The 12,973-nt window shown below is 37.6% G+C and carries 16 protein-coding genes; 15 read left to right on the top strand and 1 reads right to left on the bottom strand.

Features of this window, described 5'->3' with window-relative positions:
• Positions 1 to 230: 230 nt before the first annotated feature.
• The 8 genes from JJN12_RS10500 to nth all read left to right on the top strand — a co-directional run bounded on the left by JJN12_RS10500 (position 231) and on the right by nth (position 6,208).
• Positions 231 to 1,610: an IS4 family transposase gene (locus tag JJN12_RS10500; RefSeq protein ID WP_208428079.1), complete on the top strand. Its 1,380-nt coding sequence runs from the start codon at positions 231 to 233 to the stop codon at positions 1,608 to 1,610.
• A 74-nt stretch (positions 1,611 to 1,684) separates the two neighbouring features.
• A complete protein-coding gene (locus tag JJN12_RS14510) occupies positions 1,685 to 2,329 on the top strand; it encodes a response regulator transcription factor (protein WP_328706821.1) in 645 nt (214 codons plus the stop codon).
• Positions 2,314 to 3,366, top strand: coding sequence for a sensor histidine kinase (locus tag JJN12_RS10490; protein WP_208429632.1), 1,053 nt, complete (start codon positions 2,314 to 2,316; stop codon positions 3,364 to 3,366). The genes JJN12_RS14510 and JJN12_RS10490 overlap by 16 nt, the downstream gene beginning before the upstream one ends.
• Positions 3,359 to 3,607: a hypothetical protein gene (locus JJN12_RS10485; protein WP_208429631.1), complete on the top strand. Its 249-nt coding sequence runs from the start codon at positions 3,359 to 3,361 to the stop codon at positions 3,605 to 3,607. Before JJN12_RS10490 ends, JJN12_RS10485 begins: the two co-directional genes overlap by 8 nt.
• Entirely contained in the window at positions 3,600 to 3,884 is a 285-nt protein-coding gene (locus JJN12_RS10480; RefSeq protein ID WP_208429630.1) for a hypothetical protein, read from the top strand. Before JJN12_RS10485 ends, JJN12_RS10480 begins: the two co-directional genes overlap by 8 nt.
• 552 nt (positions 3,885 to 4,436) lie before the next feature.
• Positions 4,437 to 4,778, top strand: a complete 342-nt coding sequence (locus tag JJN12_RS10475) for a hypothetical protein (protein WP_208429629.1) — start codon at positions 4,437 to 4,439, stop codon at positions 4,776 to 4,778.
• A gap of 371 nt (positions 4,779 to 5,149) precedes the next feature.
• Positions 5,150 to 5,503 carry a hypothetical protein gene (locus tag JJN12_RS10470; RefSeq protein WP_208429628.1) on the top strand — a complete coding sequence of 118 codons (354 nt, stop codon included), beginning with the start codon at positions 5,150 to 5,152 and terminating at the stop codon, positions 5,501 to 5,503.
• 60 nt (positions 5,504 to 5,563) lie between these two features.
• Complete coding sequence (gene nth, locus JJN12_RS10465; protein WP_208429627.1) at positions 5,564 to 6,208, top strand: endonuclease III; 645 nt, start codon at positions 5,564 to 5,566, stop codon at positions 6,206 to 6,208.
• Between the two features lie 130 nt (positions 6,209 to 6,338).
• Here nth and JJN12_RS10460 read toward each other — a convergent pair whose 3' ends face one another.
• Positions 6,339 to 6,986 carry a hypothetical protein gene (locus JJN12_RS10460; RefSeq protein WP_208429626.1) on the bottom strand — a complete coding sequence of 216 codons (648 nt, stop codon included), beginning with the start codon at positions 6,984 to 6,986 and terminating at the stop codon, positions 6,339 to 6,341.
• Between the two features lie 263 nt (positions 6,987 to 7,249).
• Here JJN12_RS10460 and JJN12_RS10455 point away from each other — a divergent pair, with 263 nt between their 5' ends.
• The 7 genes from JJN12_RS10455 to JJN12_RS10425 all read left to right on the top strand — a co-directional run bounded on the left by JJN12_RS10455 (position 7,250) and on the right by JJN12_RS10425 (position 12,812).
• Positions 7,250 to 8,770: a VanW family protein gene (locus JJN12_RS10455; RefSeq protein WP_208429625.1), complete on the top strand. Its 1,521-nt coding sequence runs from the start codon at positions 7,250 to 7,252 to the stop codon at positions 8,768 to 8,770.
• Positions 8,767 to 9,744 (top strand): hypothetical protein, encoded by a 978-nt coding sequence (locus JJN12_RS10450; protein ID WP_208429624.1) that lies wholly within the window; start codon positions 8,767 to 8,769, stop codon positions 9,742 to 9,744. The genes JJN12_RS10455 and JJN12_RS10450 overlap by 4 nt, the downstream gene beginning before the upstream one ends.
• A gap of 111 nt (positions 9,745 to 9,855) precedes the next feature.
• Positions 9,856 to 10,341, top strand: coding sequence for an Lrp/AsnC family transcriptional regulator (locus JJN12_RS10445; protein ID WP_208430386.1), 486 nt, complete (start codon positions 9,856 to 9,858; stop codon positions 10,339 to 10,341).
• A complete protein-coding gene (locus JJN12_RS10440) occupies positions 10,338 to 11,516 on the top strand; it encodes a pyridoxal phosphate-dependent aminotransferase (protein WP_208429623.1) in 1,179 nt (392 codons plus the stop codon). The genes JJN12_RS10445 and JJN12_RS10440 overlap by 4 nt, the downstream gene beginning before the upstream one ends.
• Before the next feature lie 19 nt (positions 11,517 to 11,535).
• The gene (locus JJN12_RS10435; RefSeq protein WP_208429622.1) at positions 11,536 to 12,009 is read left to right on the top strand and encodes a chemotaxis protein CheX; all 474 of its coding nucleotides are present in this window, start codon (positions 11,536 to 11,538) and stop codon (positions 12,007 to 12,009) included.
• 1 nt (position 12,010) lies between these two features.
• The gene (locus tag JJN12_RS10430; RefSeq protein WP_208429621.1) at positions 12,011 to 12,508 is read left to right on the top strand and encodes a tRNA (cytidine(34)-2'-O)-methyltransferase; all 498 of its coding nucleotides are present in this window, start codon (positions 12,011 to 12,013) and stop codon (positions 12,506 to 12,508) included.
• 61 nt (positions 12,509 to 12,569) lie between these two features.
• On the top strand, positions 12,570 to 12,812 hold the full coding sequence (locus tag JJN12_RS10425; protein WP_208429620.1) for a DUF6465 family protein: 243 nt from the start codon (positions 12,570 to 12,572) through the stop codon (positions 12,810 to 12,812).
• Positions 12,813 to 12,973: the final 161 nt, after the last annotated feature.

The raw sequence follows: 12,973 nt of genomic DNA, 5'->3' as shown, positions 1-12,973 counted from the left end.
AATGGAGAACTATACTATTTCTTGATTTTTCTAGTATATTCTATTCAAAGGAATATAACTTGTGAAAAGGAGGAATGCTGTGAAAATATTAATAACTAAGACTTCCCACACCAATACGGTGTGTTGAACCTTGAAAATTCAATATTTCAGCCAATAAAGAATGGCATAAACCTACCCAGTTTGGTATAATGGAATTGACAAGAAACCATTGTACAAAGGAGATTTATGCCATGTCCAGTATAACACAAAATCATTTCGATGAGAATAACTTAATTGACTGTGTTCGAAGATTTTTTTCCAGACATCATGTTGGCAGGCTTATTGCCAGATGTAATGGGATGAAAGAAAAAGGTGTTTCACCTGTTTCTTTGCTTCGTTACAAACTCAGCAACATTTTCGTTGGAAGAAGTATGTATATGCAACAACGTACCGGTTCTTTTAAGGAAGATTTTTCAAAGAACACTTTTTATCGTTTCCTTAATTCGGTAAAAACAAACTGGCTTCGTTTTACTTCTCTTCTTGCTGCTGACATCGTAAATAATGATCTCAAAAACCTAACAGATGATAAAAGGAAAAATGTTTTCATCATTGATGACAGTCTTTTCAATCGCACCAGCTGCAAGAAAACTGAGCTGGGGTCAAAGGTTTTCGATCACACGGATATGCATTTCAAAAAAGGATTTCGTATGCTTACCTTAAGCTGGAGCGATGGAAATACACTTATCCCGGTGAACAGCTGCTTGTTAGCATCTGCAAAAGATACAAATATCATCGGTCCTGTAAAACACTTTGATAACAGAACCCTTGCAGGTAAAAGGCGTAAACTTGCTCAGACAAAAGCTCCTGAAGCAATGATGACACTGTTGGATACTGCTCTCAGTGCAGGGCTGAAAGCTGATTATGTCCTTTTTGATTCCTGGTTTTCAAACCCCGCTCAAATCACAGCTATCCATTCAAAAGGTATGGACGTAATTGCTATGATTAAGAAAAGCAGTCGAATCAAGTATTCACACTGTGGTGAGCAACTGAATATCAAAGAGATCTATTCCCGGAACAAAAAGCGCCGTGGCAAATCAAAGTATCTGCTTTCTGTCTGTGTTATGGTAGGAAAGGAGAATCCAATTCCGGCAAAGATTGTTTGTGTAAGGAACAAAGCTAATCGCAAGGACTGGCTTGCTTTTATCTGCACAGATACTACCCTTTCCGAAGAAGAGATTATCCGTATTTATGGAAAACGCTGGCAAATTGAGGTTTTTTTCAAAACCTGCAAATCTATGCTGAATCTTATTGGAGAATGCCATAGCTTATCTTATGATGCACTAACAGCCCACGTAGCAATTGTGCTTACCAGATATATGTTAATTGCAATGGAGCAACGTCAAAATGAAGATCAGAGAACCCTTGGTGAGTTGTTCTTCTTCCTTGTCGATGAAATGGCAGACATTACTTTCAGCAGATCACTTGGCATCCTGATGGATGCCTTGATGGCAAGCCTTCAGGTAATCTTAAAGCTCAGTGATGAGCAGTTGACTGCTTTTACTGCTGATTTTGAAGCAAGACTACCTGAATATCTGCGTAGTGCGCTCCATCCGGAGGCTGTAGTGGCATAAATCGTTATTTTAGTAGCTGAAGTATTGAATTTTCAAGGTACGGATCCCATTTTAGGTATGGGAAGTCTTAGTTAATAATAGAAGATGATAAAAGTTTAGTAGAGACGCTTAAGGAGATACTTGAACAAGAAAAATATTTTGTTGATTATTATTACAACCTTGATGACATTGAAGATTATGTAATACTAAACAAATATAATCTTATTATCCTTGATGTTATGCTCGGTGAGAGAAATGGATTTCAATTTTTACAAATTGTTAGAAACGAGGTAGATAGACCAATTATCTTGCTTACTGCAAAAGATACAAAAGAAGATATGCTGAAAGGATTTAATCTTGGAGCGGATGATTATATAACAAAGCCATTTGATGCAGATTTGCTGCTAGCAAGGATAAAAAGTCATTTGCGTGGCAAAAAGGATGAGGAGGTGAGATACGCAGATACCTTTTTTGATTTATCGACAGGAGTAATCAAAAAAGAAGGGAACCATGTTAGCCTTACTAATGCAGAACTAGAAATACTAAAGTTATTATATGGAAACAAAGGACAGATTTTTAGTAAAGAAAAGATAGTGAATAGGGTGTCTTCTAAATTTGATGTTACTGATAGAGTCGTAGTATGTCATATATACAATATACGGAAGAAATTATCCGAGATTGATGGAGATGATCCTATTGAAAATAGATGGGGAGTTGGATACCTATGGAAAGAACGGTAAAGCAAATTATAGTATTCATCATACTTGAAACTATGGCAAAAATATTTTTTTATTCGTTTATTATAATGATTTTTGTGAATCTTGCATTGGAGACGGAAATTTTAAGAATATGGCTAAAACCATTTTTAAAGTCAGGAAATGAAATTAGTTTAGGTTTAATAATACTGATAATTGTATATTTATCTTATGAGTTTTATAGAAAAATAGATGTGATGATATTAAAAGATATTGATGCATTAATGGAAAATATTAAGTATGATAACTATGTGCAGACGGCCGGTATATTTGAGTTTAAAATGATACAGGAGGCGCTTATAAGGAAAAATAAAGATATTAAGGAAAAGGATAAATTTGTATCAACAACCATTTCATATATCAGTCATGATATGAAAACTCCGGTAACTATAATAAATGCGAATATTGACTTGCTCCGAAAAAATAACGACATTGTTACAGACAAAGGTATTGATAGAATTTCAAGAATTGAAAACGAAAGTGAAAAAATCTCAGAATATATATCAAAACTTATGGATGTTACTACAAGCCTAACACGAAAGAAGAATCTGGAAAAAATAACCATAAAAGAGTGTTTTAGAAAAATGCAAAATAGCGTGTTGATTTATTCTGATTCTATCGAAGAAGAGATTGAAGTTGACTGGAATGTAAAGTCACTGGACGATTCATATATAGTGTGTGATTTTAAAAATTTAGATAAATGTATTGTACACTTACTAAATAATGCTTTTGAACACAGAAGGAGCTGCGTAAAGATAGAAGTATGCAAAGATAGTAAAAATATTATTTTTAAAGTCATTGATGATGGTATTGGTTTTAATCAAGATTCTTTAAATAAAGCAAAGACTATGTTTTATACTGACAACTTTGGAAGAACATCAGGTAAGGGATGTGGAATCGGATTGTATTTTGTAAACTCATACATGGAAACAGTTAATGGTGAGCTATTGCTTTGCAATAGGGAGAACTGTGGGGCAGAGCAGATAATAAAAATACCGTATTATGGAGGTGATAATGAATAGCATTTTTTTTGCGATATCGCTGGTATTTATGATATATGATGGGGTAAATATACTTAAAAAGAAAAGAACATTTTATATGTTCTACAGGCCATTTATGCTTAATATAATTGCGAATTTGATATTGGTTAATGTAAGTGTTGTCAATAAGTCAATAGTATTGCTGTATTTAGTTGTGGTTTTATGGGTGATAAACGATAGATTCGCTTTTATAGGTAAAGGAGGAGTGAATAAGCATGAGTAATCAGAGTTGGTTTGAAAAAATTGTATATATGGTGATAGGTATGGCATTTTTCGTATCATATTACTTTTTGATGACAGAGTTTTTTAAGGTAAATCCTTTTACAGGGGGCTATATACTTTTAAGCATTTATTTTGGTTTAGCAATAATCGCATTTCCGATTTCAGGGAAGATTTTATCGGATAAAATTGATATTATAGGCATAAACTCAAAGATTATACTACCTGTAGCTTATGTATTCGCACCGATTATTTTTGCTTTTTCATTAAAAAATAAATAAAATTACTGAATTGACTATTCCTTGATTTTGTTTGTGTAAAATGTAGATATAAACTAAATATGTTATTCGTTGTAAACAAAGCAAAGGAGGAATACTCAATGAGAAATTTCAAAAAAATCGATTCTGTAGATGCGGATCCAAACAGTGGGTATATAGAGTTATGGTAATATTTCTGACAAGTATTGTAGCATTAATATTTATACCTCTTTCCCCACTGGTAATTATGTCAAGTATATTATCAATAAAATCATATCGTGAATCTGACGTTAAATATTTATTATCCAAAGAAAAGATTCTTTCGAGTTTATTGATGACAATTACCATTACGGTTGTATGCGTTCTATTAGCGTATGCTTTGCCATATAACAGTTTTTATCCGATGATTTTCAGACGATTTTGTGAAATGGCTGGGGTGATAAATATATATTTTGCAATCAAGATTTTTATTACTAAAAACAGAACTAAGTAAGCTTGATGATAATTGATAATAACGGGGGAATTTCTCCTGTATCTACAGCAATCGAATAATTACATTTGGAGGATGTTAATAAAATGAAGATTTATTCGACAGGTACGTTGGGATTTTTGGCAACAATAACTGCACTCGTTGCAAACATTGAAATTAGTCAAAATTTTAACGTTGATTACCCGCTTATATTTTGGGGTGGACAGTTAATCTTGTGTATCATATTTATTGTGATGACCTCATATAGTATAACTCACTGGGATGATAAATTGTCAAAGTCAAAGTGGAAGTTACTTCGCTCTATAGTGGCGTGCCTGTTAATGTACTGCATTGCATATACTGGTTCAAAATATGCTTTTGTTTTAATTTTTGCGGTGGGATTAACCGAGATTTATTTTACCAGAAAGAAATTTGGACTGGTTAAATGAAGTAGCTTTACTTGATATGATACTGCTTAGGTAGTTTAAAGAGATGGTTAAAACCATCTCTTTTTTCAATGGTTCGTCTAGCTTCGCTTGTCAACTGCCCAAAGCACTGTATACAAGGATCGTACGTACAGTACTGTGAGAGAATGGCAGTTAGTCACTACATCCCATTCAACTATTAGGTCTTCTTTTTGATTCTCTATTGATATACTATCAACTGATAGAGTATACTATCAACTGATAATGGATTTAAGATTGATATTAGGGAGGTGGAAACCATTAAAATACCTATTCAATCGGACAAGAAAGTACTATGCTTGTCATTTCATTATGCAAAATATGATATGAAGTTCCCATACAAATAACGAGAATTAATGAAAGGAGATATGGTAATGAGCGAAAGCACCCTAATTAGAAAAATTCAAATGGATTGTCCGATATGTGATAAGATTCATGAGATTGAAGAAAGATCACGAATTGATAAGACCATAATCAAAGGCGAAGAAGTTGCTTATGAAGAAACCTATTACTTTTGCGTAAATAGTGATGAAGACGAGAGCGAATTCGTGACTGGAAAGATGCTAAATGATAATCTTTTAAATGCTCGCAATATGTATAGAAAGGCTCATAACCTGTTGACCTCTAATGATATTGTTACAATTAGAGAAAAGCATGGAGTATTCCAAGCGTATCCTGGTAAACTACTGGATAGGGTGAAACACCTCTAGACTACAATTTACTTTTGTGATATATTAGATTGTGTCAAATTAAATTTTATTGGAGCAAATATGAAGAAACTATCAAAAAAGGAAAAAGCAAGGATAGATGAGATAATACGAAGGCTTATAGAGCACTACGGGGGCGAGAGCCGTACCTATCTTCTGCACGAGAATGCCTGGCAGTTACTCTTTGCAACCATATTGAGTGCCCAGTGTACAGATGACAGAGTAAATATGGTTACAAGGGATTTGTTTAAGAAATACAAGACATTGGAAGATTTTGCGGGAGCAGACCTTAAGGAGATGGAAGATGACATTCATTCTACGGGATTTTATCATAATAAGGCAAAGAACATCATAGCCTGTGCAAGGATGCTTCTTAGTGAATACGAAGGAGTAGTGCCAAAGGAGCTTGAGAAGCTTATAGCGCTTCCCGGAGTAGGGCGAAAGACTGCCAATGTAGTCAGAGGGAATATATTTAATATTCCAAGCATAGTTGTCGATACACATGTGAAGAGAATATCAAAGAAACTTGGGATAACAACTACTGAAGATCCGGTTAAGGCAGAATTTGAGCTGATGGAGGTACTGCCTGAAAGCGCATGGATAATATGGAATCTCGATGTCATAGCCCTTGGCAGGGAAATCTGTACAGCCAGAGCCCCAAAATGTGACCGCTGCTTCCTCTCAGATGTCTGTCCATCCTGCAAGTGATTATATAGTGATGTGGATGTCAAAGGCACAGCAGTTGCAATCCTGTATCATATATAAAAAAACATCAAAAATAGAGCTTAAATTTAGCAAAAACTCCTATTGTATGAAAGGAGAGGTTGAGCTAAAATAGTTAAATAGAGGTTATTTGGTTAATGATATTTTCCCTCCTAAGCTCATCAAAACACTGGCAGGCTTCCACCAGGTCGCTGATGCCTAGCTCGTTGCCGTTATTACGGTAGATTTTAGCCAAGGTGATAAATACATCTTCTATGTCTGATTTGCAGGAAACAGCGTAAGTAAGGACTTTTTCAGCAGCGTCCTCTTCGCCGTTTTCATAAAGGAGTTTGCCCCATTTTGCAAGCAGCCTTGCGAGCTTAGAGGAATTTTCATCATACTGGATTAGGATTTGAAGGTTTGCAACCCCGTATTCCATCTTGATGTCGGTGTTGCTCATATGACCGAGATTTAAGATTTTCTTGTGACTGAGGGCTATTATCTTCTGCTCGCAGTCAAAGATTTCACTCTTTGTGAGTTCGCTTAAGCCCTCAGGGAGTGAATAAGAAGACTTTACCTCATCATAGCTTCCTGCAAAAGGGAGCTCATCTAGAGGAACAACTGTGTAGTCGAGGTCTGTGAGGTCAGCCTTTCTGGTAAAATTTGCCTGACGCTCCCTCTCGAGGAAGCCTTGGTTATCCTCGGTTTCGATTCTTGAATTCTTTTGGGTTTCGTATCTAACCCAAAGGACGAAAAGTATGATAAATATAAGAAAAATAGGCATGTTGACCTCCGTTTCTGAAAAATAATTTTTTTTCAGAATTTCATATTTTTGACACTAAATTATTATAGCATATACAGTGTTAATGGTCAAAAGGCTTGATATAAATGAAAATGAAGTTTGAAATATATTTGGAGGGGTAAAATGGATTTTAACAATAAAAAAAATCAAAAGCTGATTTCAAAGATTATCATCATAATAGTAATATTATCGATGTTAATCCCAATGGTAGCAAGCATGTTAGGTAATGTATAAGAGGAGTTAAAATGAAGAGGAAGAGTAAGTCAAAGAACAAAAGCAGGAGAAACAGCAGAAAGAAGCTAATTATTTCAATTTATGGTATATTGGCTGTACTTGTTATCACCACTGCAGGACTTGTGGTTACCGTATCCGCACTTGGCTCTAAGAAAGAAGGAATCATCTGTGAGGGCATAAGGGTAAACGGGATAGATGTCGGTGGCAAGACAGAAGAGCAGGCGGAGAAAATAATTGCTGATTATGCTGCTAAGGTTCAGAGTAAAGAACTTGTGGTGTCTGTTACAGAGAACGGCGAAGTACAGGGAACTGAGTCGGTTTCGCTTAAGAACTTGGGAGTAAAGGCAAAGAGCCATAACATAGTTGAAGAGATATCTAAGATTGGCGAAGAAGGCAACATCATAGAAAGATACAAGGAAATCAAGGAAGCAAAGGAGAATAAGCCTGAGTACAACCTTGAGTTTAGCTATGATTCTAAGAAAATAGACAGTTTTGTGAAGTCTGTTGCTAAAAAATATAACATAGCACCCGAAAATGCTACTCTTACAAGAACAAATGGACATTTTGTAGTAGGAGGCGGTAAAAACGGCAGAAGCCTCAATACAAAGGAAGCAGCATCCATAGCAAAAAAAGATGTAAAAGCTTATATAGAGTCGCTTCCGGAAGGGATTGACAACACTAAGAAGGCTGAGTTCACACTTGATACCAAGAAGCCTAAGTATGGCAGAGAAGAACTAAGCATGGTGACCGATTTGCTTGGTACTTACACTACCAGATTCAATCCTGCAGGCGGAAGAGGACAGAACGTAGCAAACGGCTGCAGGCTGATAAACGGCTCAGTTCTTATGCCGGGTGAAACACTTTCTGCTAATGCCAAGATGGCGCCATACACGCTTCAGAATGGCTACGGTATGGGTACAGCCTATGTAGAAGGCAAAATAGTTCCAGATATGGGAGGCGGTATCTGTCAGGTATCATCAACGCTTTACAATGCAGTTCTGTTCTCAGAGCTTGGAGTAGTCCAGAGACAAAATCATTCTATGAGTGTTGATTATGTGGACTTGGCAAGGGATGCAGCCATTGCAGGAACCTGGAAAGATTTAAAATTCAAGAATACGACAGAATATCCGATATATATAGAGGGAATGGCAAATGGCGGAATGATTACCTTCAACGTATACGGACATGAGACCAGAGATGTGGCACATAGAAAGGTCGAACTCGCCTCAGTAGTGCTTTCAAGAGAAAATGGAAGCAGGGCACAGCTTTATAAATATATCTACAAGGACGGAGTGCTTGTTGACAAGGTGCTTGTTAATACCAGCTCTTACAGGCCTCACGAGTATGAGATAGAAGCTGCCAAGAAGAAAGCTGAGGAAGAGAAGAAAAAGAAAGAGGAAGAAGAAAAGAAGAAGGAAGAGGAAAAAGAAAATAAATCTTCCGAGAATAACGAAAACAAAGACAAAAATACCAGTCCGAAAAAGCCGGCACCTAGTGACGGTGGTGATTCGGAAGAAGGAATCGAAGGATGATAGAACTTCCTGATTACATTTACGAAAGAAGTGTACTTAAGCAGTTATACTTAAAGGAGGAGAGTAGGCATTTGTTCCAAAAGGATGCCTACTCTGTCTCTATATCCGGGGGAAAGAAAGATGAAGGTTACTTTGCAGAAGCCTCTTGTACCCTGACATTTAAGGGGAATCCGATTCTAAGGGAGGAAGACCTTAATGACATCTTAAGGAGACTTATGTGTGCAGGAGGCAGCCTCGAGGAGATAAGGGCTGAAATAGTCTTTAAGGGAGGATTTGAGGAGAGTGAACTTAGGCAGTTTTCCTCCTCTCTAAAACAGGTTGCAGACAAGCTTGGAGCACAGATTTTAAGAGTTTCGGTAAGCTTATGTGATACAGGTGAAAGGGAGCAGACTGTATTTATCTTAGGAAGTGGGGCTATAAAAAGTGCTTCTGAAGCACCCTGGAAGAGAGGTAAGCTTTATCCCGGGCAGGATATCATACTTACGGGAAGCCTTGGAAAATACGGCATGGCAAAGCTTTGCAGTGAGAACCTTGAAGAGCTTAGAACCATTTATCCCGAGCCCTATATAGAAAAGCTTAAGAATAAGAGGGCAGACAGACTTCCGCTTATTGAAACCGAAACAGCAGCATTTTATAGGACTACTGTAATTGTGCCTCTGGGAGCGGGTGGACTGCTTTCGGGACTGTGGAGCTTAGGAGATAGAGAAAAGGCCGGGCTTAGAGTTTATGCAGATAGGCTTAGCTATGAACAGGAAACTATAGAACTTTGTAATCATTTTAACCTTAATCCTCTTATGCTTAACTCAAAAGGCTCCTACCTTCTTGCTGCCGATATGGACGAAGAACTTGTCTATGCACTAAGAAATGCAGGCTTACTTGCAGCCTGTATAGGCAGGGCTACAGAGGATAAGAAGAGGGTTATAGTATTTGATGACGAGGAGAGATTCGTTGAGTCTCCAAAATACAGTTATTAAATATCTGACTATTCCTGCTTGAAATGAATTTGCACTTGTTGAAATGGCAAAGTTATAGTATTATATTACTATATTTGTTTTTGTGAGGAAGGTTGCATGGAAAATAAGAAGTTGAGACTTGAGATATTAAGGGCTATCGAGAAAAACAGTAAATTATCAGCAGAAGACCTGGGAGCTATGCTTGGAGTATCTGCAGAGCTTGTAAGCAGCGAAATTAAGGCTCTCGAAGCAGAGAGAATAATATGCGGTTATCCTACATTTGTAGACTGGGAAAAAATAGATGATAATGAGACAGTGACTGCCCTCATAGAGGTAAAGGTTGCGCCTAAGAGGGATGAAGGCTTTGACTTTATGGCGAAGAGGATTTATCGTTTTGAAGAAGTATCCTATGTCTACCTTATGTCAGCAGACTATGACCTTATGGTTATAGTTGAAGGCAAGAGTATGAGAGATGTAGCTAAGTTCGTACATAGCAAGCTATCCCCACTCGAATCAGTCATCAGTACTGAGACGCATTTTGTGCTTAAGAAGTACAAAGAGCATGGTATGAGTTATGTGGAAGAAGAAAAAGATGAAAGAGAGTTAATTACACCTTGAGAGAAATATTAAACAATGCTATTCAGGAGATAAAGCCGTCAGGCATAAGAAAGTTCTTTGATATAGTAAGCGAGATGAAGGATGCTATTTCTCTTGGTGTGGGCGAGCCTGACTTTCAGACACCCTGGCATATAAGAGAAGAGGGTATATATTCACTTGAAAGAGGTAAGACGCATTATACCTCCAATACAGGCCTTAAAGAGCTTAAGGAAAATATCTCAGAATATATAAAGAGAAAATATAACCTTGACTATGAGACTAAAGATGAGATTATAGTTACCGTTGGCGGAAGTGAGGCTATAGACATAGCACTTAGGACCATGCTTGATAAGGATGATGAGGTGCTTATTCCGGAGCCTTGCTATGTATCATATCTGCCCTGTACTCATCTTGCAGGGGGGAAGCCGGTGTCTATACCGCTTAAGGCAGAGAATGAGTTTAAGCTTACAAGAGCAGAGCTTGAGGAGTACTATACAGACAAGACTAAGATTTTGATAATGCCATTTCCAAACAATCCCACAGGTGCCATTATGACAGAGGAAGAGCTTGCGCCTATTGTGGATTTTGTAATAGAGAAAGATATATTTGTAATTACCGATGAGATATATTCGGAGCTTACCTACAAGGGGAAACACGTATCTATAGCGTCTTTTCCCGGAATGAAGGAAAGAACTGTTTATATAAATGGATTTTCAAAGGCCTTTGCTATGACCGGCTGGCGTATGGGCTATGCTGCAGGCCCAAAGCGGGTTATAAGCCAGATGCTAAAGATTCACCAGTTTGCTATTATGTGCGCACCGACTACAAGTCAGTACGCGGCTATAGAGGCACTTAAAAATGGTGATACAGATGTAGAAAACATGCGGGAGGCGTACAATCAGCGCAGAAGATTTCTTATATCTGAACTTAAAAGGATAGGAATAGAGTGCTTTGAACCTTTTGGAGCCTTTTACATCTTCCCTTGCATCAAAGGATTTGGAATGACAAGCGAGGAGTTTGCGACTAAACTTCTTGAAGAGGAGAAACTTGCAGTAGTACCGGGGACAGCCTTTGGAGAATGTGGAGAGGGATTCATAAGGATATCCTATGCATATTCCATTGACAATTTAAGGATTGCAATGTCAAGAATAGAAAACTTTGCTAAGAGACATTTGAACAAATTCGGTACCAAATAAATAACATGGAGGTAGAAAAATGGCAGGACTCAGTGTTGAATACATCAATCCCTTCCTTGCAGCGGCCACAACCATACTTAAACAGACTTGTATGATTGAAGCAGCTATTGGCAAACCGGGTTTGAAGGATATGAAATTTTCACACGATTCACTGATAATTATTATAGGAATAACAGGTGACGTAAGAGGACAGGTAATTATAGAGTTTAACAATGCGGTAGCCTGTGATATAGCAGGAAAAATGATGATGCAGGGACCACTTCCGGAGCTTGGGGAAATTGGTTTTAGTGCTATCTGTGAGCTTGGTAATATGGTGCTTGGCAATGCGGCTACGCTATTTTCAAGCCAGGGCATAGGCATAGATATCACACCTCCTACAGTTGGAATGGGAGACATGAGCTTTAGCGCTTCATTTACCAAGAATCTATGCATTCCTCTTACCTATGACGGAGATAAATGCATCAACATGAATATTGCAATAACAAGTGACTGATATGAACATTGTTTTACATGAGCCGGAAATACCGGCAAACACAGGGAATATTGGAAGAACCTGTGTAGCTACGGGGACGAGCCTTCACCTTATTAAACCCCTGGGATTTGACATTTCGGATAAGGCTGTAAGAAGAGCAGGAATGGACTACTGGAAAGAATTAGACTTGCACGTGTATGAGGACTTTGAGGAATTCGTAGAAAAGAACCCCGGAGCAAGGATATACATGGCTACCACCAAGGCTAGAAAAGCCTATACTGAAGTAGAATACAAGGGAAATGACTTCATTATGTTTGGCAAAGAAAGCGCTGGCATACCGGAGGAGATTCTTGTAAAATACGAGGATACTTCAGTAAGAATACCTATGATAGGTGAGATAAGGTCGCTTAACTTATCAAACTCAGTATCCATCATTCTCTATGAAGCACTGCGCCAGCAGGACTTTGAGGGAATGAGGCTAAAAGGCAATCTACATAGGCTAAAGTGGAGCAGAAATTAGGTTGCAGGGCGAAAGCCTTTCGACATAAAGTAACTGTAGTTTATATTGTTAAGGAGGAAGTATGATTATTAACAGGGAAGCAAATAAGGAAGCAGCTGAGGGGATAGAGCTTGAGACTTACTTTGAATTTAACGGAATGCAGATTAGCTCTGATGAGATGGTTCAGAGAACCAGAGCGGCTTATTTAGCAGAGGGTAACAGCATTAATGATGTAAAGTCAGTTAAAATCTACATCAATGCAAATGAGCGTAGAGCTTATTATGTAATCAATGATAATGCAGAAAATAAATACATCGAGTTTTAAATGATTGCGTAATACCTAGGGGCTGCTTTTAGCAGCTCCATTTTTACGTAGCAGCATATCCGCACAGAAAGAGGAGGACCCAAGGCGTACTTCTTATTACAACGGGGACACTAATCATGGTTTTATAGATAGTTTGAAGTTACTTAATAAAAAAAGGGAAA

It is taken from the genome of Catonella massiliensis (assembly GCF_016651435.1).
Classification (GTDB): domain Bacteria; phylum Bacillota; class Clostridia; order Lachnospirales; family Lachnospiraceae; genus Catonella; species Catonella massiliensis.
Note: the sequence above shows the minus strand (reverse complement) of the source record. Positions and strands in the feature narration are given on the sequence as shown.